We start from the raw sequence: 26,062 nt of genomic DNA on the forward strand, positions 1-26,062 counted from the left end.
AACTGCCGGAGTGGCGGCACGGGCGAACCGTGGGCAGGGTGCTGACGGCCATCGGTCAGGCCCCCACGATCCCTTTGAGGATCTCCACGACCAGCGGCGCGAGCGCCGCCAGGCCGTAGCCCCAGCCAGCGGACTTGAAGGCCGTCTTGGCCTTCTCGACCTCGCCGGGGTCGCCGCCGCCCATCACGTAGCGGACGCCACCGATGGACAGGAACACCGTGGCCAGGCCGGCCAGGATGCCCATGATCCAGTTGCGGACGTTGTTCAGGACGTCGGTGACCGAGCCGGCCAGCGCCACGACCATGGTGTCGGCCTGTGCAACCGGCGCCGATGCAAGCAGCAGAAGAGCCAGCAGCTCGACGAGCAGCACGAGCTGTCCCCGAGCGAAGCTTGTCATCGGAGCTTTCGGCGACTTGCGGCCGCCGTGCTCGTCCGACGAGCCGGGCCTCAGCGTCGCCGGATTGCCGTCGATGGGGGAGGACCTCGTGCCGCTCTCGGTGGTCAAGGAGCGATCGATCAAGCGCATCGGGACACCTCCGAAGCCAGGACTGAACGCGGGTGGGTCCCGCAGCTCTGAACTCCGGTTTTCGGGCGCCCTTTGGACACGCGACTTGGAACCGTTTCGCCGTCTTGGCTGGGCACGGACGGTGACGACAGCCGTTGATGGCGGGCTGGTGCGGCAGGTCGTGCCAGCGCCAGGGACGTGGCGACCTGATCCGTCAGCGGGTCAAGCGGATCGGACTCGGCGACCCCGTCGCGCAGGTACGCGGCGAGCCGGAGCTCGGCGCGTTTGCGTGCCTTGTAGACCGCCCACTCGCCGGCCTGGTGCCGTGCGGCCCAGTCCGCGACCGACACCTCTTCCAACCGCGTCGCACCGATCAACGCGGCTTCGGTCCGGGTCAAGACTCCGTCCGCGACAGCACGGGCGAGGACGAGATCCGGGTGCCCCCACGGCGCGTGCGGCGGTGTGGATCGGAAGCCCGGCGCGACCGGAGTCGGACTCGCCAGAGCCTCGGCGAGCGCGTCGTAGCCGGACCGGTACGCGGCCCACCGGAGCCGCAACATGATCCGTGGCGGACGCAGATCGATCGTCGGCAATGCCGCGAGGAAGCCGCGCAGGACCTCGGCGTGAACGTCGGCCGGATCGCCGGCGAACCGGTTGGACAGGATGGCCGCGACGGAAGTCAGCGCGGGCAGTGCGACGCCGACCGTGGCGACGGTCCAGGTCGCGCCTTCGGTCCGGGAGCGCAGCACCAGGTGGGCCCAGACCGCATCCCGCGTCGTCTGCGGGCACCGGCGCGCCAGCAGCCGGTCGCGGACCTCGTCCAGCGGGATTTGCTCGTCCGGGAGGCCGGGGAACAACCTGCCGTCCAGCGAGACCGGATGCGGCCCAGTCACCAGCAAGTGAACGTGTCGCGGGCGATATCCAAGGAGTTCGGTGCTGCCTCGCTGCGACGGCGGCGAAAGGCGGTTTGTGTAGCCATGTCGTGACTCCCACGGCGTCGATGCGAATAAGAACGACGTCATGGAGCCAGGCCCCGTACCACGGAAATACCAGTTCGCTGCTAGGTGTCTTTGGTGAATTTTTCGGCAGCTACTAGCGGCCTACTATCCAGTCCTGACCAGCTTGGACGTTGAGATCGACATCTCGCTCGGAGTTGAAGGACCAAAATGTTGCGTTACGCCTCTGACGTGGCGTTATAGTCGCCCGCTAGCACGGTTCTAGTATGGCGTTTGGCGGTTTTCTCCGGAATCAGTCGGCGGCGAAAAGAAGCTCGATGGCGCATGTCCAAACCGCGGTCGAAATACGGAGTTGAGGGGTGTCAGAACGCATGGCGCCCACCGTCCGGAGGAAACCCGCGATGACCTCGTCACAACACGATGACCCAACAGAAGCCAGCTCAGACGAGCGCGGCGCGGCCGACCCGCCGACCATCCCGATCCGGCTTCTGCGGAGGCGGCGCACCAGGCGCATGGTCAGCCTGCGCCATCCCCGTCCAGCTCGGCCGAGCACCGTCTGGCCGTGCGCTCAGGACGACGTCCTCGCGGGTACTGGACTACTCGCCGGCTGGCTCCTCACCGCGATCATCAAGATCGTCACGACCTACACCCGGCCCGGCCACCGGGTGCTCCTCGTCGAGCCCGCGCCCTACCTCGCACCGTCTGCCTCGCGGCCGGCGCGAGGCTCCCGCGGCCGGACTCTGCTCGGACTGTATGCCGGGTTGCACGAGGCCGGCTGGACTGTCGTCCGACTCGGTCGCGGCGTCCGGACGCAGACCGCGGTCGCCACCCCGGGGCCGGTCGGCGAACGGAACGGCAACGCGCCGGACGAGTCCGAGTCCGGACCCGGACCGCTCGCCGACGGTCTCGACACCGACGAGTTCGCAGGGCACGGTCGCGGGCCGGCCCCAGTCACGTCAACGCCCGGTCCGGACCGCTACGACCTGGTCATCACCGCGACCGAACCGCGCGCCCTCGACTGGTTCCGCCCGGCCGACTGGGCCGATCTGCTCACCTCAACAGGCACGCTTGCGGTGATCACACACGGTCATCGCGAACCGGGTCGCCTCATGGACCCGGCCGGTGCGCTCGTGCGCACTGCGCACCACGTGGGTCTGCGCTACCTCGACCGCGTTGCCCTGCTGTGCGTTCCGGTGCGGGACGGCGCGCTCGCCGCCGCGGCGCCGACCGCGCAGATCTTCGCGGCGCCCGTCCGGCACCTCCCGGTGCACGACGACCTCCTCGTGTTCACCCGCCAGCCGACGTCGATGTCCGGGACCGACGGCGGGGGAGACCTCCGATGAATGAGCGCTCTACGGCACCGCTGTCGGTCTGGCCGACCGGTCAATGCGAGCCGCTCGCGCAGCTCCGCGAGGCAGGTTGCGTACCCGGCACCGAGACCGACACCGAGCGAATTCCACCGGCGGTCGCTGCGCACGCGATCGCCGCGTACTCGCGTCCCGGCGACCTTGTGTTGGACCCGGATTGCGGCGCTGGCACCGTGCTCGCCGAAGCGCTGCGCGCCGGACGGCACGCGCTCGGACTGACCACCCACAGCCGCTGGTGGAAGCTGGCTCGCGCCAATGTCACCGCAGCCAAGGCTGGAGGCGCTTGGTGCGACGGCTCGGTCCTCGACGCCCGGCCGAAGGTGCTCGCGACCGTCCGGGCCGCCGGGCTGATCGGACGAGTCGGACTCATCCTGACCAGCCTGCGTACCGCGCTGGATCGCACGACCGGCACGGACTCGGCAGCTGCGGAAGCCGTCGTCGCGGAGCTCTCCACGACGCTGGTCCATTGCGAGCCATTGCTGCGTTCCGGCGGATACGTCGCCGTCGTCTCGCGCCCCCGCCGCCGCGCCGACGGTTCCCTGGCCGACCTGACCACTCCGCTCATCGCGGCCGGCGTCGCGGCCGGGCTCGCGCCGGTCGAGCGGTGCGTCGCCCTGACAGCCGAGCTGCGTGGCAGCCGCCTCGTGACCCACGCCTCCTTCGCCGAACGCCGTGCTGCGGACCGAGCGCAAACCGCTGTCGTCGCCCACCTCGAAGTGCTCGTCTTCCAGCTCGTTCACGACGCCGAACTCGCCGCCGCTGAGGTCGGCCGGCTGCCCGTCAAAACCGTTGCAGGCCCCGGCTGGGGGCGAGTGGCATGACGTGCCCACGATGGCTGTCCAAGCTATGGACAACTCTCTGGACAGGCCGGTCTCTCGCCGGCTCCGAAGTCCAGTCTCGTGACGAGCAGCTCCTCGCCGCCCACCACGCAGAGACCACCCGCCGCGCCCGCGCGGCGATGGCCGAAGTCGTCCGTGCCGGCTATCAGCTCGGCCCGCCGCCCTACGGCTACCGTGCCCTGCGCATCCGCGTGATCGAGCCAGCCGGACGCGGCAAGCTGCGGGCGGTTCTCGTCCCGGACTGGCAGACCGCCGCGGTCGTGAAGCAGATCTTCAGCTGGCGCGCAGACGACCGACTGGCGTTCGCTGCCATCGCCGTCCGGCTCAACGCGGACCCACACCAATACCCGCCGCCGGTGGCCGGCGGCCGGTGGAACGGCAAGGCCGTCCAGCGGATCGTCGCCAACGTCAAGTACACCGGGTGCCAGGTCTGGGCGCGCACCGTCGCTGGCCGTCCGGCCCCCGTCGAGCAATGGGTGACTTCGGCGCCGAAGGTGCACGAGCCGCTGGTCGACGAGCGCGTGTTCCAGCGTGCCCAGTCCCGGACGGGGGATGAGCCGCGGTGCCCTTGACGATCGTTCCCGTGACTTTCCGGCAGGCTTGCGCGTTCATCGACGCGCACCACCGGCACCACCGACCACCCCGCGGAATGAAGTTCGCTATCGGCGTCGCGCGTGGGGAAGAACTGGTCGGTGTGGCGACAGCCGGCCGTCCCGTCGCTCGGTGCCTTGATGACGGTGTCACGCTCGAGGTCACGCGCAGCTGCACCATCGGCGAGCCGAACGCGAACTCGAAGCTCTACGGCGCGGTCTGGCGCGCGGCGCGAGCTATGGGCTACGTGCGCCTCATCAGCTACACACAGGCGGGGGAGAGCGGCGCGAGTTTGCGTGCCGCGGGCCTGCTCCCCGTTGCCGATCTCCGGCCCCGCCCGGGCTGGGCAACGGCGTCTCGGCCGCGCCCCTCGCGGGGCGTCGACAACGTCCGCCGAACTCGGTGGGAAATCTGCGCCGGAAAGTAGCCAGCCGCTTCAAGCTCGCGCGTGCTGGGGTGATTCGTCTTGTGTACCAGCTGTTTCAGCTGGTACAGCTGGCCGAGATCGCCAAGGTCCGAGCGAGCACGAGGGTCGGGGGAGGTGACCGCATGGCAGGCGCGGAGGACGTCATTCAGTTCCCGCACGGTCGGCGCGCTGCCGCCATCGAAGCGCAACGGCAGTGGGAGTTCGGCGCTGCTGTTCATGAAGCGCGCGGTGCTGAGGCGGCTTGGCTTTCAGGCGAACTCGCGACCGTGCTGAGAGGCCTGCTTGCCTGGGCGCGTGAAGATCGCGAGCTTGGTGCCGAATCCATAGACGACTCGCAGGGGCGTGCCGCATGACCGAGGCTGTCAATCCTCCATCTCCTGCCGTCACCGCACGGGTCGGGCACACCGGCATGTCCGACCTGGCAGTCTCACCGTTCGGGTTGCCGCTGGCATTGCGCGCGAAAGAAGTCCGGGTCGCTTGGGTGGGCCGGACGTCGACCGAGGAGCACCAGGATCCGCGGCAGTCCTTGTTGCGGCAGCTGGAGCGGTCAAAGGTCGCACTGCCGGAATCCTGGGTGATCGTCGCGCACTTCTACGACGTCGAGTCCGGACGTATGGAGCTGCACAAGCGGAGCCGGAAGTCGAACTACGAGCGCTTCGACATCCCGATCGCTCGCGACGGTGGGATCGGCGACCTGCTGGCCGAAGCGGCCAAGCCAGGCCGACGGTTCGACGTCGTGATGTGCGAGTCGATGTCGCGGATCGCGCGCAAGATGTACGAGACGTTGAGCGTCGAGCGTCGGCTGGAGGACGCCGGCGTGACGGTGTTCGCCTCGAACGAGCCGATCATGCTCACCGGTGGTCGTGCCCAGCAGATCCTGCAACGGCGGATCAACCAGTCGGTAGCTGAGTACGAAGTGCTCAACATGCTGGAGCAGTCCTGGGGCGGGACGTGCACGCACGTCCGCGAGGGCTACAACATCGGCAAGCCGCTGTACGGCTACCGGGCGAAGAAGTACCGGCACCCCAATCCGGTCAAGGCGGAGAAGGGCATCACGAAGACCCGCCTGGAGCCGGACGGGCAGCGGGCCAAGACGGTCACGTTGATGGCCCAGTGGCGCTATCACGAGCAACTGGGCTTCGACACGATCGCCGAGCGGCTGAACGCGGACCTGGAAGCACACCCGCCGCCGGAACCGCCTGGCGGTCGGCGCGCCAGGGGAGCGTGGTCGAAGTCTGCAGTGGCCGATGTGCTGAAGAACCCGAAGTACACCGGCTACCAGGTCTACAACCGCCGCGCCCGGCGCAGCCGGGGCGGCACCGGAGTCGTCAACCCACCGGAGATGTGGGTGTGGTCGGTCGAGCCGGCGCACGAGCCGCTGATTCCGAAGTGGATGTACGACGAGCTGGTCGAGCGTCGGCTGGCCAAGCGCGGGTCGCGGGACGGAAGCGACCTCAATCTGCACCCGAACACCAAGCGGGCCTATCTGCTTCGCGGGCGGGTCGTCTGCTGTTGCGGTCGGCGGATGCTTGGGCATCACCACCGCGGGCACAACTACTACCGCTGCTGGCCGAAGAACAACAATCGCGGTCGTCTGGACAAGTTCGCTGACCATCCTCAGACGGTGTACATGCGGGAGGACGCCATCCTCGCTGCCGTCAATCACGTGTATGCCGAGTACCTGTTCGGGCACCGCCGGATCGAGCTGCTCGCCCCGCAGCTGGATCAGGCCGACGACCGGGAACGCACCGAACGCCGCGAGCGTCGTGCGCGGCTGGAGAAGCGAGCCGCGGACTTCGCTCGCAAGCAGAGCAACATCCTCAGCCAGGCCGAGGACGCCGACCCCAGTGATCCGTTCACCCAAGGGCTGAAGGACCGGTACAACGCGCTGGGGGCTGAACGTCAGCTCGTGCTGGACCAGATCACCGAGCTCGATCAGGACGACCAGCGATCACCAGCCACGGCCACCCGCGAGGATCTCGACGTCCTCGGCCTGCTGCCGCACCTGGCGGTCAACCTTCACCGGGCGCCGGCCGAGCTCCAGGTTCGGCTCTACGAGCTCACGAAACTCCGAGTCAGCATCGACCACGAAACGGATCACGCCATGATCGACATCACACTGCCCGGCGACAGGATCGAGGAGGTGGCCACAGCCGCAGCGGATGCGGAAGTCGGCAGAATGGCGAAGTCGCAGGTCGACGCTGGTGTGATTGCTGCAGGTGCCCCCGGTGAGATTCGAACTCACACTGGACGGGTTTTGAATCCGTTGCCTCTGCCAGTTGGGCTACGGGGGCGTGGCATGGTGACTCTACGGGATCGCCGCACGCGGGCTGTGGTCGGGGGCGGGGTGTCGCGCTGGCCACTACGTGGTGAACGCCATCTCTTGAACTGGATCGTTCCCGGTAGGCTTCAGGCTTCGCGGAAAGCCGCGAAATCGAACGTTCCGCCGAGTCTTCAGGAGGACCCCGGTGACCGATCAGGCTACCGAGGCCAACGGTGCCGCCACCGTGCCGCAGCGTCGGGTGCTCGTTGCGGAGGACGAGGCGCTCATCCGGCTGGACCTCGTCGAAATGCTGCGTGAAGAGGGTTACGAGGTCGTCGGTGAGGCAGGGGATGGCGAACAGGCCATCGCGCTGGCCACCGATCTCAAGCCGGACCTCGTGATCCTCGATGTCAAGATGCCCAAGCTCGACGGCATCGAGGCCGCGTCGAAGATCACCGGTGATCGGATCGCGCCCGTCGTGATCCTGACCGCTTTCAGCCAGCGTGACCTCGTCGAACGGGCGCGGGACGCCGGCACCATGGCCTACCTCGTCAAGCCGTTCGCGAAGCGTGACCTCGTGCCGGCCATCGAGCTCGCCGTCAGCCGGTTCTCCGAGCTGCAGGCCCTCGAGGCGGAGGTCGCCGGCCTCACCGACCGGCTCGAGACGCGGAAGGTCATCGACCGCGCCAAGGGTCTGCTGATGAGCCGGCAGGGTCTCACCGAGCCGGATGCCTTCCGGTGGATCCAGCGCACCGCGATGGACCGCCGGACCACGATGAAGGCCGTCGCCGAGGCGGTCGTGGAGAGCATCGGGACCTAGAAACGACGACGGCCGGCAGGCAGAATCACGGGAGTGAAACTCCGCTTGCCGGCCGTCGCCGTACTGGTACTGGTGCTGACCGCGGGATGCCAGGCCGCCGCGCCGAGCACGCCCGCGACAGCGACCTACGACCTGCCGCCGCGGCCGGTCCGGCCGGACGAGACCGCGCTCCAGGTGCCGCCGGCGAAGAACGGCGACACCGAGTTCGACCTGATCGGCTTCGCCGCGGGACTGCCCAGCATCACCGGCAGCCACACCGAAATGCCCGCCAAGGGCCAGTACGTGCGGCTGCGGCTCGTCGTGACCAACACCGGCACCTCGAGCGTCCTGTTCGACGCCACGCGCCAGCTGCTCGTCGACGACAAGGGCGCCACCCACCCGCCGGACGAGCAGGCCATGCTGATCAAGCGCCAGCCCGCCCGGTTCGACCTCGGGCACAGCGTGCGCGTCGAGTTCGACCTCTACTGGGACATCCCCAAGGGCACCGAACCCGTGACGCTCCGGGCTTTCGGCGGCCCGACCATCACCGACATGAAGAACGTCAACGGCACCGACATCAAGATATGAGAAAGGGCCCGGTCACAAAGACCGGGCCCTTCTCGGAACAGAAATCAGACGCCGAGGTCGCCACCGAGGTAGGCGGCCCGCACCTTCGGGTCGTTCAGCAGGTCGGCCCCGCGGGCGCTCTGGACCACGCGGCCCGTCTCGAGCACGTACGCGCGGTCCGACAGCTTCAGCGCCTGCTGGGCGTTCTGCTCGACCAGCAGCACCGTGGTGCCGCGCTTGTTGATCTCCCGGATGATGTCGAAGATCTGCGCGATCAGCATCGGCGCCAGGCCCATCGACGGCTCGTCGAGCAGCAGCACCTTGGGCTTCGTCATCAGCGCGCGGCCGATGGCGATCATCTGCTGCTCGCCGCCCGACATCGTGCCGCCGAACTGCGTCTTGCGCTCGTTGAGCCGGGGGAACAGCTCGTAGACCTCGTCGAGGTCGCCCTGGAGCTCGTCCTTGCGGGTGTAGGCACCCATCAGGAGGTTCTCCTGCACCGTCATGCCGGGGAACACGCCCCGGCCTTCCGGTGACTGGCCGATCCCGAGCAGCACGCGCTTGTGCCCCGGGGTCTTCGAGATGTCCTGGCCGTTGAACACGATCCGGCCGCTGGTCAGCGGGCGGAGGCCGGAGATCGTCTTGAGCGTCGTGGTCTTGCCGGCGCCGTTGGCCCCGATGAGGGAGACGATCTCGCCCTCGTCGACCTGGATGCTCATGCCCTTGAGGGCGGCGATCTTCCCGTAGTGGACGTTGATGTCCTCGACCTCAAGAAGCATCTTCGGACACCCCCAGATACGCCTCGATCACCTTCTGGTTGTTCTGCACCTCGTGCGGCAGCCCTTCTGCGATCTTCTGGCCGAAGTCGAGCACGGCCAGCCGGTCGCTGATGTGCATGACCAGGCCCATGTCGTGCTCGATCAGCAGCACGGTGCGGCCGTCGTCCCGGATCTTGCGGATCAGCTCCTGCAGGGCGATCTTCTCCGCCGGGTTCATGCCCGCGGCCGGTTCGTCGAGCAGCAGCAGCTTCGGGTCGGTCGCGAGCGCCCGCGCGATCTCCAGCCGGCGCTGGTCGCCGTAGGAGAGGTTCTTCGCGACGTGGTGCTCGACCCGGCCGATGCCGACGAAGTCGAGCAGCTCACGCGCCCGTTCCCGGCCGTGCTTCTCTTCCTTGCGGTGCGTCGGCAGGCCGAGCACCGCCCCGATCGCGCCGGTCTTGTGGTGCGCGTCCGCGCCCACCATGACGTTCTCCAGCGCCGACATGTTGTGGAACAGCCGGATGTTCTGGAACGTCCGGGCGACGCCGCGCTTGGCGACCTTGAACCGCTTCATGCCGTCGATGCGGTCGCCGTCGAAGCGGACCTCGCCCTCGGTCGGCGAGTAGACGCCGGTGACCACGTTGAACACCGTGGTCTTGCCGGCGCCGTTCGGCCCGATGAGGGCGAAGATCTCGCCTTCGTTGATGCTGATGTTGACCTCGCGCAGGGCGGTGACACCGCCGAACCGCATGGTCACGTTGTCGAACTCGAGCAAGGGGCTCACTTGGTCACCTCCGCCGACGCCTCGGAGTCGGGGCCGGCCACTTCGGCACCCATCGCGCCCATGCCGCCGGTTCCTTCCCGTAGTTCGGCCTTCCGCTGCCGGGACGGCAGGATGCCTTCCGGCCGCAGCGCCATCATCAGCACCAGGACGGCGCCGAAGACGAAGATGCGGTAGTCGGCGAAGTCCCGGAACCGCTCGGGCAGCCACGCGACGACGAACGCGCCGAGGATGACGCCCGGGAGGTTGCCCGCCCCGCCCAGCACGACCGCGGCCAGGATGGTCGCGGACAGGATGAACGGGAAGTTGTTCGGCTCGACGAACACCGCCTTGCTGGCGTAGATCGTGCCGGCGAAACCACCGATCATCGCGCCGATTGCGAAGGCGAGCAGCTTGAACTTGAACGTCGGCACGCCCATCAGCTCGGCCGCGTCCTCGTCCTCGCGGATCGCCGCCCACGCCCGCCCGACGCGGCTCTTGTTGAGCCGGATCGAGAAGACGACGACGAGCACGATCGCGAAGAGCATCAGGTAGTAGTACGGCGCCGGGTCGAGGAAGAACTCCATGCCGAACAGCGGCTCCGGGTGCGGGACGTTCGTGATGCCGCGCGCGCCGCCGATGGCGTCGGTGTTGTTCGCGGTGATCCGGACGATCTCACCGAAGCCCAGCGTCACGATCGCCAGGTAGTCACCTCGCAGCCGTAGTGTCGGGGCGCCGAGGATGACGCCCGACACCGAGGCCAGGAAGATGCCCAGCACCACCGTGGGCCAGAACGACCAGCCGTACTTCGTGCCGATCGACGCCCACGTGTACGCGCCGATCGCGAAGAACGCGACGTACCCGAGGTCCAGCATGCCGGCGTGGCCGACCACGATGTTGAGGCCGACCGCCAGCAGGATGTACGTCCCGATCGGGAAGATCAGGACCGTCGTCCAGTCCGAGTCCGGCGACATGAACGAGCCGATCCACGGCGCGGGCAGGATCAGCGCGAACACGATCACCAGCAGGTAGACGCCGTAGCGCTGCCACTGGGGCGCGTCGGCCCACCAGTCCCGGGTGCCGTCGATCGGGTGGAACCCCCGGCGGGCCGGTGATTCGTTTCCGTCTACCACTTCGTCGCCTTTCATACGCGTGCCCGCTGCAGCGATTCACCGAGAATGCCGGTGGGCCGGAACATGAGCACGAGCACCAGGATCACGAATGCGGTGACGTCCTTCCAGGCCGAGCCGAGGAAGATGGAGCTCCAGTTCTCGACGAGACCGAGCACGATTCCGCCCAGCAGGGCGCCGCGCAGGTTGCCGATACCGCCGAGCACGGCGGCGGTGAACGCCTTGATGCCGAGCAGGAATCCGATGCGGTAGTCGGTGTTCTCGTATTCCATCACGAACAGGGCGGCGGCGACGCCGGCCATGGCCCCGCCGAGCAGGAAGGTGATGCGGACGATCCGGTCGATGCTCACGCCCATCAGGACGGCGGCCTCGGGGTCCTGCGCGGTGGCGCGGATACCGCGGCCGATCCGGGTGCGGCGCACGAGCTGGTCGAGCACGACCATCACGATGACCGCGCCGATGATGACGAAGACGTGGTCGGTGCGCACGACGCCGTTGCCGATGCGGAACAGTTCCTCGTGCGGGATGAACCGGGGCGCGGACTGCTGCACGCGCCCGGACTTGCCGAAGACGTCCGGGATGACGATCAGCGCGAACAGTTCCTGCAGGAACAGCGAAGCGCCGATGGCCGAGATCAGGGCGGCGAGCCGGGTCGCGCCCTTCTTCCGCAGCGGCCGGTAGGCGACCTGCTCGAGCACGATCGCCGAACCGCCCGACACGAGCGCCGAGGCGACGATGAGCAGGACCAGGATGCCGATCATCGAGATGATCGTGAACGGCGCCGCCGGCGCGATCGTGATCAGGATGAACAGGGACGTCATCGTCCCGATCATGAAGATTTCGGAGTGCGCGAAGTTGATCAGCCGCAGCACGCCGTAGACCATCGTGTAGCCGAGGGCGATGAGCGCGTAGATGGAGCCGGCTACCAGGCCGCCGATGGTGCTGCCCAGAAACTGGCTCTGCAGATCTTGGAACATGACGTAGTTGCCTTACCTGACGGGGCGAGGATGGTCGCCACATTGGCGGGGAGCGGGGGTGCTGTAGCCGTCTACAGCGCCCCCGCTCCCGTTAGGTGTTTCTACCGCTCCGTCAGCCGGTGATCTTGGCTTCGGTCGAGGCGCCGAGGTTCTTGATGACCCCGCCCACGACCTGGTACACGTAGATCGCGTTGGTCTGCGGCTCGCCGTTGTCCTTGAACTTGATCTGCTTCGACGCGCCCTTGAAGTCCTCGGTCTTCAGGAAGTCGTTGATCTTCTCGCCGGTGGTGTTGCCCGCCTTGACCGCGTTGATGATGGCGGTCGCGGCGTCGTAGCCCTCGGTCGCGTAGATCGCCGGGTCGACGTTGAACTTCGCCTTGTACTTGGTGGCGAACTCGTTGCCCGGGGCACCCGCGTCGGGGATGTTGCAGGGGCAGCCGACGACGGCGCCTTCGGCGGCCGCGGCACCCGCGCCCGAGACCAGCTGCGGGTCGAGCGAACCGTCACCGGTCGCGAAGACGGCCTTCACGCCACCGTCGCGGAGCTGCTTGAGCAGCCGGCCGGCCTGGGCGTAGTAACCGCCGTAGGTGATGACGTCCGGGTTGGCGGCCTTGACCTTCTGGACGGTCGAGGAGTAGTCCGACGCGTCCTTGGCGAACTTGTCGCGCTCGGTCGTGATGCCCTTGTCCTTGAAGGTCTTCTCGAACGCGTCGGCCAGGCCGACGCTGTACTCCTGGTCGTCCGAGAGGACGTACGCGTTCTTCGGCGACTTCGCCGTGATGAGGAAGTTCGCGATACCGGGGCCCTGGTCGTTGTCGTTCGCGACGACGCGGTGCCAGTACTTCCAGCCGTTCGAGGCCAGGCCCGGGTTGGTCGCCGACGGCGACACGCTCGGCACCTTGCCCTGCTCGAGGACACCGCCGACGGCCTTCGACTCACCCGAGAAGGCCGGGCCGATCAGCGCGGTGATCTTGTCCGTGCCGATCGCGGTCTGCACCAGCGAGGTGGCCTGCTCCGGCTTGCCCTGGCTGTCGTAGTTCTTCAGCTCGAGCTTCACCGAAGGATTCGTGGCGTTGTACTCGTCGATCGCGAGCTTCGCGCCGTTGTTGGGCGGGATCACGATCCCGGAGTTCTCACCGGTCAGGTCGCCCATGAACCCGATCTTCAGCGTGCTGCCGTCACCGCTGCCCGACGAGCTGCTGCCGCCGGCACAGCCCGCCAGCGCAAGCGACGTCGCCGCCGCGAGGGCGAGGACCCGTCCAAAACGCACTCCTGACACCGACTACCTCCCATGACCAACCACCGCCGGTAGGCGTTGCCCCCGACACAGGGGCTAGGTTAGGGCAGGAAGATATCCCTCTCGCCCGTCTTGTGCACAGGCGGCCTCACTACTCTGTGTCCACATCGTGACGATCGCAACCGACACGAATTGCACGAAAAGCCGAACGAAGTTTCGCTTCAAGGTCGTGCTGGTCACGCAGAGAAGTCGACTATCCACGTCCACCGGACGAATGGATGACGGCCGTGTTTCCGCGGTATGACGTCGCCCATTTCCCGGGCCGGTGCGTGACCGGTTTCCCGGGCGATCCGCCCGCGACGCGCGGCCCTGCCGGGGTGCACCTTACGTCCGGTTCGCCCGGCCCGTCGGACCGCCCCCGCGGCAGGTCTGCCCGAAAGGCTTCCCGCCCGGGAACTCTCGTCACAACCACCGGTTGTCGACGGCGTCGGAACGGCTGTTGGACGCCCCCGCCGTCCCGCGGTTCGCTGGGAGCAGACCGAGGGACAAGGGAGAAGCGGATGCGGATCGCGGAGCTGGAAGTCGTCGAAGGGGTCGCAGCGGGGGTGCCGTTCGTGGCGTTGCCGCCGGCGGACCCGGCCGCGCCGGCGGCCCTGCTGGCCGGCTGGCACCTGATGGAGCCGCCGGCGAGCGAGCGGGCGATGGCGGCGGCGCTGCCGATGGCGGGACTGCAGGCGTGGCGGGTGTACTTCGGGCTCCCGCTCACCGGCGCGCGGCTGCCCGAAGGCGGGCCCGGCGAGCTCTTCCGGCTGGCGGGCGAGGACGCCGTCCTCAACGTCTTCGAGCCGGTGACCGACCGGGCGGCCGGGGAGTTCCCGGCGGCCCTCGCCGCGCTGCGCGACCGGCTGCCGGGCGCGGACGGCCCGCTCGGCGTCTTCGGCGGCTCGGCCGGCTCACTGGTGGCGCTGGAGGTGCTCGCCCGCGGCGACGCCGACATCGCCGCCGGCGCGGTGGTGAGCCCGGTCGCCCAGCTGGCGCCGGTCATCGGGCGCAACGAACGGGTCTACGACGTCACCTACCCGTGGAGCGAGCGGTCCCGCGCGGTCGCGGCGCACCACGACTACGTCAGCCGGGCCGGCGAGCTCTCGGCGCCGCTGCTGATCGTGGCCGGGTCGGCGGACGACATCGCCGTCCGCGAGCCCGCCGCGGCGCTGCGGAAGCGCCTCGGCGACCGGGCCGAGCTGGTGACGATCGAGGGGATGGGGCACGAGTTCGCCGAGGCGCCGGGACTCGACGCCGCGCCGCAGACCGCGGACGCGGCCCGGGTCGACGCGGCGTTCAGCGCGTGGTTCGGCCCGCGGTTGCGACGCTGACGTCGCTCTCCGGCAGCCAGGAGCGGGCCGGTTCGCAGGCGCACCAGTCTTCTTCACGGCTGGTGCGCCACGCCAGCGTCAGCAGCCGCCGCAGCGCCGGGCGCGCCTTCCCGCGCCGCCAGACCAGCGACCACGGGAACAGCGGCGACGGCTCGAACGGCAGCACCTTCAGGTCGAGGTCGGGCGCGAGCTCCATGTCCGCCCCGGCGAGGGTGACGCGCCGCTTGCCGTAGCGCGTCTGCTCGAGGGTGTGCCGCAGGTCGTAGCTGACGCCGGAGTCGTCGATCGGCACGCCGAACTTCCCGCACAGCTCGGCCACGTAGGACTGCCATTCGGCGGCCCCGCCGTGCCCCGGCAGCCAGATCCCGTCGGCGCGCAGTTCTTCGAGGGGCAGCACGTCCAGCACCGCCAGGGGGTGTTCCGGGGCGAGCAGCGCGACCAGCGGTTCCAGCCGGACCGGCCGGTGCTCCAGCTCGTCCGGCAGAGGCTTGCCGAACCCGGTGACCCGGCCGATCGCGACGTCCAGCTCGCCGGACAGCAGCGGCTCGACGGCGTTCGCGAAACCGCCGCCGGCGATCCGGTCGATCCGCAGCGCCGGGTCGCGCTCGGCGAGGCGGCGCAGCAGGAACATCGGGGCGAGCCGGAAGTCGACGACGTCCAGGCGCAGCGGCCGGTCGTCGGCGCCCATCGCGGCGACCGCGGCGTCGGCCGCGCGCAGCAGCTCGTGCGCGTGCGGCAGGAACCGTTCGCCGTCGGCGGTCAGTTCGACCGACCGGTTGGTGCGCAGGAAGAGCGGCACCGCCAGGGCGTCTTCGAGCTTGCGGATCCGCTTCGACAGCGCCTGCTGGGTGAGGAACAGCGTCTGCGCGGCGCGGCCGAAGTGCCGCAGCTCCGCGGTGACGGTGAACGCCCGTACCTGGGCGATGTCGAGGTCCACGCTCAGGAGCCCGGCGGGCGGTCCCGGACGACGCAGGTGAGCCGGGCGGTGCAGGTGCGGTGGCCCTCGTCGTCGGTCAGCACGATCTCGGCGGTGATGGTGCCGCGGCCGACGTGCAGCGGCGTCGCCACCCCGGTGACCTTGCCCGTGCGGACGGCGCGGTGGTGGGTGCAGGAGAGCTCGAGGCCCATCGCGGCGCGGCCGGGGCCGGCGTTCAGCGCGGCGACCGTGGAGCCCAGCGCCTCGGCGAGCACGGCGTTGGCGCCGCCGTGCAGCAGGCCGTAGGGCTGGAGGTTGCCCTCGACCGGGATCGTGCCGACCACGCGCTCGGGCGTCGCTTCGATCAGCTGCATCCCGACCTTGTCGTTGAGCTGCTGGTCGGCCGCCGTCGGGTCGATGCCCGCCAACCGGTCCACGTCGATGGGGGCGGGACGTTCGGTCACTCACTGCTCCTCTGCTGATGCGCCACGTAAGGGTCGTCGCCACCATGGCGATGCAGCCTTGTTCCAAAGAGTGTCGGACCCCCAGCCTAGACTCGGGCACGTGAGCCCGAGTGAGAAGACGACCGTTGCCAACGCCACAGGAACCACCGCAGGATCGACCACCGTCGCGGAGCGGCCGAAGCTGCTCCTGATCGACGGCCATTCGATGGCCTACCGCGCGTTCTTCGCGCTGCCCGCCGAGAACTTCAGGACCAAGACCGGGCAGGTCACGAACGCGGTCTTCGGGTTCACGTCGATGCTCATCAACCTCCTGCGCGACGAAGCGCCGACCCACCTCGCGGTGGCGTTCGACCTCTCGCGCAAGACGTTCCGGTCGGAGACCTTCGCCGACTACAAGGCGAACCGCAGCGCGACGCCGGACGAGTTCCGCGGCCAGGTGGACCTGGTCCGGGAGGTCCTGGACGTGCTCGGCATCCCGTCGCTGACGAAGGAGAACTTCGAAGCCGACGACATCATCGCCACGCTCACCACGCAGGCCACGGCCGAGGACTTCGACGTCCTGATCTGTACCGGCGACCGCGACGCGCTGCAGCTGGTCACCGAGCACGTCACCGTGCTGTACCCGAAGCGCGGCGTCTCGGAGATGACCCGGTTCACCCCGGAGGCCGTCGAGGAGAAGTACGGGCTCACCCCGCGGCAGTACCCGGACTTCGCGGCGCTGCGCGGCGACCCCTCCGACAACCTGCCGAACATCCCCGGCGTCGGCGAGAAGACCGCGGCCAAGTGGATCCGGCAGTTCGGCTCGCTGAACGACCTGATCGACCGCGTCGACGAGGTCAAGGGCAAGGTCGGCGACGCGCTGCGGGCGCACCTGAGCTCGGTCACCCTGAACCGCCAGCTGACCGAGCTGATCCGCGACGTCGAGCTGGAGATCGGCCCGGCCGGGCTGGAGCTGCGCCCGTGGGACCGCGAGGCCGTGCACGCGCTGTTCGACGAGCTGGAGTTCCGCGTGCTGCGGGACCGGCTGTTCGCGACCCTGCAGAGCGCCGAACCGGAGGCCGACGAAGGGTTCGAGGTCTCGGGTGACGCGCTGGCCCCCGGCGCGCTGGCGGCCTGGCTCGCCGCGCACGCGGGCCGGGGCAAGCCGGTCGCGCTGTCGTTCCGCACCACGGGCTCCTCGGTCCGCTCCGACCTGCGCGCGGTCGCCTTCGCGACCGCTGACGGCGAAGGCGCCTACGTCGACGTCACGGCGATGGACCAGGCCGACGACGCCGCGCTCGCCGGCTGGTTCGCCGACCCGGCGGTCCGCAAGACCGGGCACGACCTCAAGATCCCGCTGCACGCGATCCGCGCCCGCGGCTGGGTGCTCGCCGGGCTCGCCATGGACACCGCGCTGGCCGCGTACCTGGTGCGGCCGGGGCAGCGCACGTTCGACCTCGACGACCTCGCGCTGCGCTACCTGCACCGCGAGCTGCGCTCGGAGACCGACGGCGGCGACGGCCAGCTGTCGCTGCTCGACGGCGGCGCGGAAGGCTTGGAGCAGAAGGAGATCCAGGAGGAACTCGTCAAGGCGCGGGCCGTCTTCGAGCTGGCCGGCGCGCTCGACAAGGAACTCGACGAGATCGGCGGCGCGAAGCTGCTCGCCGAGCTGGAGCTGCCGCTGCTGGAGGTGATCACCGAGCTGGAGATCGCCGGGGTCGCCGTCGACCTGGAGCAGCTGACCACGCTCGAGGCGCACTACCTCTCGCGCGTCACGCAGGCGGCCGAAGCCGCGTACGAGGTCATCGGCAAGCAGATCAACCTCGGCTCGCCGAAGCAGCTGCAGGTCGTGCTGTTCGACGAGCTCGGCATGCCGAAGACCAAGCGCACCAAGACCGGCTACACGACCGACGCCGAAGCGCTGCAGGGGTTGTTCGAGAAGACCGAACACCCGTTCCTGCAGCACATGCTGGAGCACCGGGACGCGACGAAGCTGCGCACGACGGTCGAGGGCCTCATCAAGTCCGTCGCCGACGACGGCCGCATCCACACCACGCTGCTGCAGACGATCGCGGCCACCGGGCGGCTGTCGTCGACCGAGCCGAACCTGCAGAACATCCCGGTCCGCACCGAAGAAGGCCGCCGCATCCGCGACGCGTTCGTGGTCGGCACCGGCTACACCGAGCTGATGACCGCGGACTACAGCCAGATCGAAATGCGGATCATGGCGCACCTCTCGCAGGACGAGGGCCTCATCGAGGCCTTCAACAGCGGCGAGGACCTGCACACGTTCGTGGCGTCCCGGGCGTTCTCGCTGCCGCCGGAGGAGATCACGCCGGAGCTGCGCTACCGCGTCAAGGCGATGTCGTACGGCCTCGCGTACGGGCTGTCGGCGTACGGGCTTTCGCAGCAGCTGCGGATCTCGACCGACGATGCCAAGTCCCAGATGGAGGCGTACTTCGACCGCTTCGGCGGCGTGCGCGACTACCTCCACTCGGTCGTCGGCATCGCGGCGAAGAACGGCTACACCGAGACGGTCTTCGGCCGTCGCCGCTACCTGCCGGACCTCAACAGCGACAACCGCCAGCGCCGCGAGATGGCCGAGCGGATGGCGCTGAACGCCCCGATCCAGGGCAGCGCGGCGGACATCATCAAGGTCGCGATGCTGAACGTCCACGGCGCGATCGTCGAAGCGAAGTTGCGGAGCCGGATCCTGCTGCAGGTGCACGACGAGCTCGTGCTCGAGGTCGCCGAGGGCGAGCGCGAGGAGCTGGAGAAGCTCGTGCGGCACGGCATGGGCTCGGCCTACGCACTCGCGGTCCCGCTGGAGGTTTCGGTCGGCTACGGCCGGTCCTGGAACGACGCCGCCCACTGAGTTCTTCGGGTTACCGGCCCGCGAACCCCGCACCGTCCGGTGCGGGGTTCGCGCACGTCCGGGGGACATCGCCTACGCTGCGTCGCCGCGGGAATCACCGGGTCGTGGGGCGGGACTACTCGGCCGGACGGCGCCGGGTGCCGGTCTTCCGGACGAAGCTGGGTGGCCCGAACGGCCCACCGGGGCCCCGGCCGGAAGGACCAGCACCATGGCCACCGATTTCCAGCGGCGCAAGATCTCCGGCGTCTTCGGCGCGATGGACGCCGACGCCGACGGCTATCTCACCGAGACCGACTTCAGAGCCCTCACCACGAGATGGCTCGCACTGCGCGGCACCGACGAAGGCACCGCGGAAGGGCAGCAGCTCGCCGCCATCATGATGGGCTGGTGGGGCACGCTGCTCGCGGCGTCCGACCTGGACCGCGACGACAAGGTCACCCTCGACGAGGTCCTCCACGTCGTCGACGATCTGCCCACGATGTCCGGCGCGGTCACCGGCACCGCCGACGCGATGTTCGAAGCCGTCGACGAAAACGGCGACGGCGCCATCTCCGCGGCCGAGTACCACCAGCTGATCGAAGCCTGGAACGGCACCGCCACCCCGACCGACGAAGTCTTCGCCCACCTCGACCTCGACGGTGACGGCCGGCTCTCCCGCGAGGAGTTCACCGGGCACTGGCTGGAGTTCTGGGCCGGTGACGACCCCGCCGCGCCGGGAAGCTGGGTCTTCGGTCGCGTGTGATCCACTCATCGGGACGCCATTGCGACGAACGGCGGACTCCGTTCGGGTGAGGTGTTACCGCTGGGTAGCGGGTCCCGCACAGAGGCGGGGCGATCACGGCGTAGGGTCCGCCGAATGGGGTTCGAGCGTGAGCGACGACGCTGGCGGGTCCGGCTGCACGACGAACTCGGCCGGCTTTGCGGCGCGGGCACGGTACTCGACGAGTACCACGTCCTGACGAGCGCGCACGTCGTCGAGACCGCCGGCGGCTCGCGATCCGCGTTGAGCGTGGACTTCGTCGGCCTGGCCGAGGCGTTGCCCGGTACGGCGACCGTCGTCGAAGGGTGCTGGGTGCCCTCCGACGGCGGTGGCCGTGGCGACCTCGCCCTGTTGCGCCTCGAACGTCCCGAGTCCCGCGTGTTCCGCGCGCCGCTGCACCGGATGCCGCTCGGGGAACACCAGCTCGTCCGCGCCTTCGGGTTCCCGCCCGGGTCCGTCGGCCGCTGGACCCACGCCCGCCTCGGCGGCGCCGAACACCCCGGCGGCCCGGGCGGCGAGTGGATCCGCTTGCTGCGCACCGCCGAGGCCGAGTCGCTCGGCCCCGGGTTCGGCGGCACCGCGGTGCTCGACGAAGCGACCGGGCACGTCGTCGGCATGGTCGTGGGCAAGGACACCGGCACCTGGATGATCCCGGTCGAGACGATGCTCGGGCACCTGCCGCAGCTGAGCATCTGGACGTCCGGCGGCCCCGCCGTCGACGCCAGTTTCTCGCGCCCGGTCGGCGAAACCGTCGACGTCTCCTTCGTGCAGCGGGTCGTCGACTGGTTCGCCAAGGCCGAACCCGGCACCGTCTGGGTCGTCGACACCGGCGAGGCCGGCTCGCCCGTCGCGGCGGCACTGCGCTTCGGCATCGTCCTGGCCGACCGCGAACGCTCGCTCGGCGTCCCCGGGCTGCCGCCGGCGCTCGGCCAGATGCCGCCCGCCGGCAGCGTCGACCTCGCGGTGGACGCGACCGGCCGCACCGCCGACGCCGTCCGCCACCGCATCGAAGAACGGCTGACCTCCGGCGTCGCCGGCCGCACGCTCGTCGTCGACGCGATCGACGACTCCGCCGAACCCGACCGGCTCGTCGGCGAGGTGCTCGGCCCGCTCGCCGGCCGCGCGGCCGAGCTGGGCATCCGGCTGCTGCTCGGTTTCCGCGACGAGTCTTCGCCCGGGGTGGCGGCCGTGCGGGTGAGCACGGACCGGGCGCGCCCGGCGACGGACGACCTCGCCGGCCGGCTCGACGTGCTCACCCAGGCCGTGGCGGAGCTCGCCGAGATCGAGGCCTACCAGCTGCGGGTGGCGACGCGCTTCACCGGCGTCGCGATGCTGCCGGCGCGCGCCCACCGGCTGCGCGGCACGCTCAAGCAGCTCCGCTCCGCCGAGGTCGACGGCGACGCCGAGTGGGTCGAGCGCCACATCGACGGCCACGAGCACGCGGTCGCCCCGGCGGTCGAAGACGGCCGCCGCCAGCGCGCGGTCCTCGACGGCCTGGTCGCCCGCCGCGAGGAGCTGCGAGCCCGCCTGGCCGGCGACAACGAACTGGCCCGCGAACACGGCGTCGCGACCGACCCGGAGCTGGAGCAGGTGTACGTCCCGGCGAAGCGCCTGCTGATCGACGGCCCCTGCGAACTCACGGCGGCGGCCACCGCGGTCGACACGTACGCGGCCGCGGTCCGGGCCCGCATCGAAGACCGCTGACCCGCTTTCCCGCTTTCCCCACTTTCCCCGCGGTGCAAGCAAAGCCGTGAAGGGCACCTTCAGGGACTCAGAGTCCCTGAAGGTGCCCTTCACGGCTTTCAGGAGCCGGAACTGTCGGTGCCCGGCGGTAATGTGGAAGACGGGGGGCGGCGCCCCGCGGGCCGGCGGCGAAGCAGCGACCCGCGGTGAGGCGGCCCGCAGGGCGGCCGGCGGTGAGGGCCCCGCGGGCCGGCGGCGAAGCAGCGGCCGACAGTGAAGCAGCGGCCGACAGTGAAGCGCTCATGGCGACGCGGCCCGCAGCCGGCGCGGCCGTGGTGAAGCGGTCCGTGGTGAAGGGGCCGGCGGTGATGCGACCCGCAGCTGGCGCGGCCCGCAGCACCGCGGCCGCGGTGAAGCGCCCGTGGCGAAGCAGCCCGCGGCACCGCTGCCGCGGTGCCGCGCTCGCGGTGAAGCGGCTGGCGGCGAAGGGGCAGCAGGTGAGCGGCTGGGCGGCCAAGGGGCAGCAGGTGAGCGGCTGGCGGCGAAGGTACAACAGATAAAGCGGCTGGGCGGCCAAGGGGCAGCCGGTGAGCGGCTGGGCGGCCAAGGGACAGCAGGTGAAGCGGCTGCCGGGCGAAGCCGTCGGCTATTTGCGGCCCAGGCCGCGGATCAGGACCATCACCGCTTCCCGGACCTCCGCCCGCGTCCGCTCCGGGCCGAACACCTGCCAGTCCAGCGCGACCACCAGCATCGTGCCGAACAGGCCGGCCGCCGCCGTCGGGATCCGGACTCCCTCCGGCAGCCGGCCCGCCTCCTCCAAGCGCGAAAGCTGGCCCTTCACGATCGAGATGATTTCCTCGCGCAGCAAGGAAAGCGTGCCGTGCCACTGGCCGGGCGTGCGCCACAGCTCGCTCACCAGGATCTGCGAAAACCCCGGATACCGGGCGATGAACTCCAGCGTCACGTCGACCTGCGCCTCGATCACGTCGAGCGGATCGGCATCCGAAACCGCGTCGCGCAGCCGCCCGGCGAGCGTGTCGACGCCGTACCGCAGCAGGCCGTCGACCAGGCCGTCCTTCGAACCGAAGTTGTAGTAGACGGTGCCCTTCGCGACGCCCGCCTCGGCGGCGATGTCGTCGACCGTGAGGCCCACCAAGCCCCGGCTCTTCGAAAGCCGCAGCGTGGCCTCGAAAAGCTTCTGCTTGGTCCCGCCGCTCACAGGCTCAGCTCGGGTTTGAGCGCCGACACCGTCCAGACGCGGCGTTTGCGCGCGGCCAGGGTGGACACCAGGACTCCGCCGACCAGGTAGGCCAGCAGTACGCCGATGTCGCCGAGGATCTGCACGGTGGCGCCACTGTAGAACAGGTGCCGGAAGCCGTCGATCGCGTACCCCATCGGCAGCACGACGTGCAGCGGGTACAGCGCGTCCGGGATCGTCTGCCAGGGGAACGTGCCGCCCGCGCTGACCAGCTGCAGCACCAGCAGCACCAGGCCGAGGAACTTGCCGACCGCGCCGAAGAAACTGTTGAGCGCGTGCACCACCGACGTGAACGTCAGTGACACCAGGACGGCGAAGCCGATCGCGCCCAGCGGGTGCGCGATGTGGATGCCGACGAGCCACGTCACCGCGCCGAACAGGACGATCACCTGCGCGACGCCGAGCAGCGCCGACGACAGCCAGCCGCCGACCGCGACCCGGAACGGTGCCGCGCCCGCGGTCAGCGCACGCGTCGAGAGCGGGCGCAGGATCAGGAACAGCACGAACGCGCCGATCCAGGTGGCCAGCGAGATGAAGAACGGCGCCAGGCCCGCGCCGTACGTCCCGGCCGACGCCTCGCCGTTGGCGTTCACCGCCACCGGGTCCGCGATCGTGTTGGCCGTCGCCGCGCGCGTCGGGTCGTCCGGGTTCGGGATCTCCTTGAGCCCGGCCGAAAGCCCGTCACGCAGCTTCACCGCGCCGTCGGCGAGCTGGTTCGTCCCGGTGACCGCGGTCTTCTCACCGTCGTTCAGCTTGGCGGCGCCGTCCTTGAGCTGGTTCGCGCCGTCGGACGCCTGCGCGATGCCGTTCGCCAGCTGCGGTGACGCGGCGGCGAGCTTGGCCGCGCCGTCGGAAACCTGCTTCGCGCCGTCGGCCAGCTTCGCGAGATCGCCGTTGGCCTGCTGGATCTTGCTGTTCGCCTGGTCGACGGGGGAGCGCAGCTGGTCCGCGCGCGCCAGGATCGCCGTGACCTGGTCCTCCGGCACGCCGGCGTTGCGCAGGTCGGTCTGAAGCTGGGTGCGGTAGCTGTCGAGCTTGCCCTGGATGTCCGACGACGCCGTCGCGGCCACGGACGCCGCGTCGGCGACCTTCTGGTCACCGGCGGCCACCTGCGAGGCGCCGTCGGCGAGTTTTTGCGTCTGGGACGGCAGATCCGCGGTGCTGGACTTGAGCGTGCCCAGCCCGGTGGCGAGCGTCGCGGAGCCGTCGGCGAGCTGCGACGCGCCACTGGCGAGCTGCTGCTGGCCGGACTTCAGCTGCGAAGCGCCGTCCGCGAGCTGTGACGCGCCGGTCGACGCCTCCTGGATCTTCCCGAAGATGGTGGAGAACCCGACCAGGAACCGGTCCGCGGCCTCGCTGCCGACCTTCTCCGCGATCGTCTTGCGCACCTGCTCGGCGACCTGCTTCGCGATCGTCCCGGACAGGTAGTTGTTGGCGTCGTTGGTGGTCAGCGTGATGGTCGCCTGCTGCGGCTGGAAATTGCCGACCGACAGCAGCGCGGCGGAGAAGCCGCTCGGGATGCCGATCGCGAAGGAGTACTTGTCGTCGCGGACGCCGTCGCGCGCGTCCTGCTCCGACACCTCGTGCCACTGGAACGTGCCGGACTTCACTAGCTCGTCGGTCACCTCACGGCCCACGTTGCGCTGCAGGCCGCTCGAGTCCTGCGCGCCGGCGTCACTGGTGAAGACGGCGGCGGGCAGCTTGTCCAGGCGGCCGTACGGGTCGTAGTTCGCGTAGAGGTAGAAGGACGCGTAGAGCAGCGGCACCAGCACGAGCGCGACCAGCGCCAGCTTGGGCATCGTGCCGGTGGACAGCCGCCGCAGTTCGTTGCGGGCGATCCGGAAGGCGTTCATTCGGAAACTCCGTCAGTGCTCTCAGGGAGCTCTTCGGTGGGCTGGGGAAGTTCGGGAAGGCAGTGCTGCGGCGACGGCTGCTCGGCCGAGCCGATGCGCGCGGGCGTGAAGGGCAGCGCGGACGACGGCGTCGTCGCGGTCAGCACGACCACGGCCAGGCCGCGTTCGGCCTGCTCGCGGGCCAGGCCGGCCCAGCTGTCGACGTCGCTGGTGTGCCGGTCGGGCGTGTCGAGCACGAGGACGCGCACGCCCTTGCGGACCGCGGCCAGCTCGGTGAGCAGCCGGGTGCGCAGGGCGGGGGCGAGGTTCTCGAACCGGGTGCCGGCGAACGGCGCCGCGTCGTGCTCGGTCAGCCAGCGGGTGACGTCTTCCTTGCCCGCCGGGCGGTGCGCCAGCGCCAGCTCCTCGCCGACGACCACGCGCAGGCTCAGTGCCTCGTCCGGGTCGCTGACGCCCGGCGCGTCGACGACCGCGACCAGCTCGGGCAGACCGGCGTCCGCACCGTCGACCGTGACCGTGCCGGTGCTCGGCTTGAGCCGCCCGGCCAGCGCGAGCCCGAACGCGGTGACGCCGACGCCGGGTTCGCCGTGCACGATCGCCAGGTCGCCCTCGCCGACGGTCAGCGAGGTGGGCGGTAACAAGGTGCCGTGGTGCCCTTCGAGGGACACCCGATCGGCTCGGACCTGCACGGGGACTCCAGCTGAGACGACTTTTGAACTGACCGGTCAGTTCAAAAGCTAGCCCTCGCCGGGGTGCGGAGCAAGATCACCGGACGCACGTCACACCAGTGGGTGACTCACCGCAGCGCGGCCGCCGGCCGCACCTCCCACGTCGTCCACAGTGGACGATAGCCCTGCCGGTGCCAGAACACCGAGGCCAGCGGGTTGGTCGGGTTGTAGTAGAGGTACGTGCCGATCGCGCCGCCGGTGCGCAGCTCCTGGTGCACCCGGGCCATCAGCGCCCGGCCGAACCCGCCGCCCCGCTCGCCGGGTGTGGTCACGACGTTGTTCACGTAGCCCCAGCGCCCCGGCGGCAGCAGCTCGGCCGCTTCGCTGCCCGCGGTCGCGTCGATCCACGCGCAGTGCGCCATCGCCTGGATCACGCCGTCGTCCTCGGCCAGCCAGACCGCCGGCTCCTCGGCGTCCAGGGCTTCCCGCAGCGCGGGGGCCAGCAGGTCGGCGGTGTTCGGGCGGCGGGGCGCGGCGACCAGGCCGGTGTAGTCGAACGTGGCCGTCGCCAGTTCCAGCGCGACGGTGAAGTCGGCCGGCCCGGCGCGCCGGACGCGCACCGCGGGATCCGGCGGGATCGGGGGAGCGGTCCGGACGCCCAGCGCGCCGAGCGGGACCAGGCCGTGGTCGAGGAAGGCGCGGATCGCCTCGGCGTCCCGGCTGGGCCAGACGACCGCGCACGCCGAGTCGTCGCCGGTCTCCTCGCTCTCGACCCGGCCCTTGAGGGCGCGCAAGAGCAGGTCGGCGCCCTCGGTGCCGGTGTCGCCGAGGTAGGGGAACAGCTGCCAGGTGTCGGCGGCCGACCACAGCATCGGGACGTCGCCGGGGCTCAGCCGGTGCCGCTGCAGCACGCCGGTGACCTGGGTGCCGTCCGCCGTCGCCGCGTCGAGCCGCAGGCCCTCGGCGGGCGGCGCGGCGGGCGGCAGCAGCGCGTCGACGGCCGCGAAGCGCGCCTTGTGGGCGGCGAGCAGCGGCTCGGCGATGTCCATGGTTCCCC

At 70.0% G+C, this 26,062-nt stretch carries 26 protein-coding genes, 1 tRNA gene and 1 pseudogene; 13 read left to right on the forward strand and 15 right to left on the reverse strand.

From position 1 onward, the window contains the following. Positions 1–55: 55 nt before the first annotated feature. Both OG494_RS04140 and OG494_RS04145 read right to left on the reverse strand, forming a co-directional pair. A complete protein-coding gene (locus tag OG494_RS04140) occupies positions 56–397 on the reverse strand; it encodes a pilin (protein WP_442874462.1) in 342 nt (113 codons plus the stop codon). 119 nt (positions 398–516) lie between these two features. Continuing rightward, positions 517–1,527, reverse strand: coding sequence for a hypothetical protein (locus tag OG494_RS04145; protein WP_328452095.1), 1,011 nt, complete (start codon positions 1,525–1,527; stop codon positions 517–519). Positions 1,528–1,973: 446 nt separating this feature from the next. Here OG494_RS04145 and OG494_RS04150 point away from each other — a divergent pair, with 446 nt between their 5' ends. The 6 genes and pseudogenes from OG494_RS04150 to OG494_RS48300 form a co-directional block, all read left to right on the forward strand. After that, positions 1,974–2,804 carry a hypothetical protein gene (locus OG494_RS04150; protein WP_328452097.1) on the forward strand — a complete coding sequence of 277 codons (831 nt, stop codon included), beginning with the start codon at positions 1,974–1,976 and terminating at the stop codon, positions 2,802–2,804. Beyond that, positions 2,801–3,649 carry a DNA methyltransferase gene (locus tag OG494_RS04155; RefSeq protein WP_328452099.1) on the forward strand — a complete coding sequence of 283 codons (849 nt, stop codon included), beginning with the start codon at positions 2,801–2,803 and terminating at the stop codon, positions 3,647–3,649. Before OG494_RS04150 ends, OG494_RS04155 begins: the two co-directional genes overlap by 4 nt. Before the next feature lie 137 nt (positions 3,650–3,786). Next, positions 3,787–4,239: a recombinase family protein gene (locus OG494_RS04160; RefSeq protein WP_328452101.1), complete on the forward strand. Its 453-nt coding sequence runs from the start codon at positions 3,787–3,789 to the stop codon at positions 4,237–4,239. 11 nt (positions 4,240–4,250) lie between these two features. Continuing rightward, complete coding sequence (locus OG494_RS04165) at positions 4,251–4,685, forward strand: XF1762 family protein (RefSeq protein ID WP_328452103.1); 435 nt, start codon at positions 4,251–4,253, stop codon at positions 4,683–4,685. Continuing rightward, on the forward strand, positions 4,661–5,038 hold the full coding sequence (locus OG494_RS04170) for a hypothetical protein (RefSeq protein ID WP_328459240.1): 378 nt from the start codon (positions 4,661–4,663) through the stop codon (positions 5,036–5,038). Before OG494_RS04165 ends, OG494_RS04170 begins: the two co-directional genes overlap by 25 nt. 386 nt (positions 5,039–5,424) lie before the next feature. Beyond that, positions 5,425–6,288 (forward strand): annotated as a pseudogene (locus OG494_RS48300) (recombinase family protein); the annotation flags it as partial. 348 nt (positions 6,289–6,636) lie between these two features. Here OG494_RS48300 and OG494_RS04180 read toward each other — a convergent pair. Further along, entirely contained in the window at positions 6,637–6,930 is a 294-nt protein-coding gene (locus OG494_RS04180; protein WP_328452107.1) for a hypothetical protein, read from the reverse strand. Beyond that, positions 6,906–6,979: transfer RNA gene (locus OG494_RS04185), tRNA-Leu, on the reverse strand. Before OG494_RS04185 ends, OG494_RS04180 begins: the two co-directional genes overlap by 25 nt. A 174-nt stretch (positions 6,980–7,153) precedes the next feature. On the opposite strand from OG494_RS04185, the gene OG494_RS04190 reads away from it, so the two are divergent. Both OG494_RS04190 and OG494_RS04195 read left to right on the forward strand, forming a co-directional pair. Then, positions 7,154–7,768, forward strand: coding sequence for an ANTAR domain-containing response regulator (locus tag OG494_RS04190; protein ID WP_247054229.1), 615 nt, complete (start codon positions 7,154–7,156; stop codon positions 7,766–7,768). Between the two features lie 33 nt (positions 7,769–7,801). Continuing rightward, complete coding sequence (locus OG494_RS04195; protein ID WP_328452112.1) at positions 7,802–8,335, forward strand: DUF4352 domain-containing protein; 534 nt, start codon at positions 7,802–7,804, stop codon at positions 8,333–8,335. A gap of 44 nt (positions 8,336–8,379) precedes the next feature. Here the strand turns inward: OG494_RS04195 and OG494_RS04200 are convergent, their stop codons facing one another. The 5 genes from OG494_RS04200 to OG494_RS04220 form a co-directional block, all read right to left on the reverse strand. Continuing rightward, the gene (locus tag OG494_RS04200) at positions 8,380–9,093 is read right to left on the reverse strand and encodes an ABC transporter ATP-binding protein (RefSeq protein ID WP_247054225.1); all 714 of its coding nucleotides are present in this window, start codon (positions 9,091–9,093) and stop codon (positions 8,380–8,382) included. Beyond that, complete coding sequence (locus OG494_RS04205) at positions 9,083–9,856, reverse strand: ABC transporter ATP-binding protein (protein ID WP_328452114.1); 774 nt, start codon at positions 9,854–9,856, stop codon at positions 9,083–9,085. Before OG494_RS04205 ends, OG494_RS04200 begins: the two co-directional genes overlap by 11 nt. Next, positions 9,853–10,980 carry a branched-chain amino acid ABC transporter permease gene (locus OG494_RS04210; protein ID WP_328452116.1) on the reverse strand — a complete coding sequence of 376 codons (1,128 nt, stop codon included), beginning with the start codon at positions 10,978–10,980 and terminating at the stop codon, positions 9,853–9,855. Before OG494_RS04210 ends, OG494_RS04205 begins: the two co-directional genes overlap by 4 nt. Beyond that, positions 10,977–11,939 carry a branched-chain amino acid ABC transporter permease gene (locus OG494_RS04215; protein WP_328452118.1) on the reverse strand — a complete coding sequence of 321 codons (963 nt, stop codon included), beginning with the start codon at positions 11,937–11,939 and terminating at the stop codon, positions 10,977–10,979. The genes OG494_RS04210 and OG494_RS04215 overlap by 4 nt, the downstream gene beginning before the upstream one ends. A 112-nt stretch (positions 11,940–12,051) precedes the next feature. Beyond that, on the reverse strand, positions 12,052–13,209 hold the full coding sequence (locus tag OG494_RS04220) for a branched-chain amino acid ABC transporter substrate-binding protein (protein WP_328452119.1): 1,158 nt from the start codon (positions 13,207–13,209) through the stop codon (positions 12,052–12,054). Positions 13,210–13,736: 527 nt separating this feature from the next. On the opposite strand from OG494_RS04220, the gene OG494_RS04225 reads away from it, so the two are divergent. Further along, positions 13,737–14,549, forward strand: a complete 813-nt coding sequence (locus tag OG494_RS04225) for an alpha/beta hydrolase family protein (RefSeq protein WP_328452120.1) — start codon at positions 13,737–13,739, stop codon at positions 14,547–14,549. Here OG494_RS04225 and OG494_RS04230 read toward each other — a convergent pair. Together OG494_RS04230 and OG494_RS04235 are read right to left on the reverse strand one after the other, a co-directional pair. Beyond that, positions 14,515–15,486 carry a LysR family transcriptional regulator gene (locus tag OG494_RS04230; protein WP_328452122.1) on the reverse strand — a complete coding sequence of 324 codons (972 nt, stop codon included), beginning with the start codon at positions 15,484–15,486 and terminating at the stop codon, positions 14,515–14,517. The two genes, OG494_RS04225 and OG494_RS04230, sit on opposite strands and share 35 nt — an antisense overlap. A gap of 2 nt (positions 15,487–15,488) precedes the next feature. Next, complete coding sequence (locus OG494_RS04235; protein WP_328452124.1) at positions 15,489–15,929, reverse strand: PaaI family thioesterase; 441 nt, start codon at positions 15,927–15,929, stop codon at positions 15,489–15,491. A gap of 100 nt (positions 15,930–16,029) precedes the next feature. Between OG494_RS04235 and polA the strand changes: the two genes are divergently transcribed. From polA to OG494_RS04255, 4 genes are all read left to right on the forward strand, one after another. Continuing rightward, the gene (gene polA, locus OG494_RS04240; RefSeq protein WP_328452126.1) at positions 16,030–18,783 is read left to right on the forward strand and encodes a DNA polymerase I; all 2,754 of its coding nucleotides are present in this window, start codon (positions 16,030–16,032) and stop codon (positions 18,781–18,783) included. A 208-nt stretch (positions 18,784–18,991) separates the two neighbouring features. Continuing rightward, the gene (locus OG494_RS04245; RefSeq protein WP_328452128.1) at positions 18,992–19,525 is read left to right on the forward strand and encodes an EF-hand domain-containing protein; all 534 of its coding nucleotides are present in this window, start codon (positions 18,992–18,994) and stop codon (positions 19,523–19,525) included. A 114-nt stretch (positions 19,526–19,639) separates the two neighbouring features. Further along, positions 19,640–21,247 (forward strand): S1 family peptidase, encoded by a 1,608-nt coding sequence (locus OG494_RS04250; protein WP_328452130.1) that lies wholly within the window; start codon positions 19,640–19,642, stop codon positions 21,245–21,247. A 347-nt stretch (positions 21,248–21,594) separates the two neighbouring features. Further along, the gene (locus OG494_RS04255; RefSeq protein ID WP_328452132.1) at positions 21,595–21,786 is read left to right on the forward strand and encodes a hypothetical protein; all 192 of its coding nucleotides are present in this window, start codon (positions 21,595–21,597) and stop codon (positions 21,784–21,786) included. An 86-nt stretch (positions 21,787–21,872) separates the two neighbouring features. On the opposite strand, the gene OG494_RS04260 is transcribed toward OG494_RS04255, so the two are convergent. The 4 genes from OG494_RS04260 to OG494_RS04275 form a co-directional block, all read right to left on the reverse strand. Then, positions 21,873–22,445, reverse strand: coding sequence for a TetR/AcrR family transcriptional regulator (locus tag OG494_RS04260; protein ID WP_328452134.1), 573 nt, complete (start codon positions 22,443–22,445; stop codon positions 21,873–21,875). Next, on the reverse strand, positions 22,442–24,337 hold the full coding sequence (locus OG494_RS04265) for a YhgE/Pip domain-containing protein (protein WP_328452136.1): 1,896 nt from the start codon (positions 24,335–24,337) through the stop codon (positions 22,442–22,444). Before OG494_RS04265 ends, OG494_RS04260 begins: the two co-directional genes overlap by 4 nt. Next, on the reverse strand, positions 24,334–25,026 hold the full coding sequence (locus OG494_RS04270) for an ABC transporter ATP-binding protein (RefSeq protein WP_328452138.1): 693 nt from the start codon (positions 25,024–25,026) through the stop codon (positions 24,334–24,336). The genes OG494_RS04265 and OG494_RS04270 overlap by 4 nt, the downstream gene beginning before the upstream one ends. Before the next feature lie 107 nt (positions 25,027–25,133). Continuing rightward, on the reverse strand, positions 25,134–26,054 hold the full coding sequence (locus tag OG494_RS04275) for a GNAT family N-acetyltransferase (protein ID WP_328458866.1): 921 nt from the start codon (positions 26,052–26,054) through the stop codon (positions 25,134–25,136). Positions 26,055–26,062: the final 8 nt, after the last annotated feature.

Source organism: Amycolatopsis sp. NBC_00438, assembly GCF_036026695.1.
Classification (GTDB): Bacteria; Actinomycetota; Actinomycetes; order Mycobacteriales; family Pseudonocardiaceae; genus Amycolatopsis.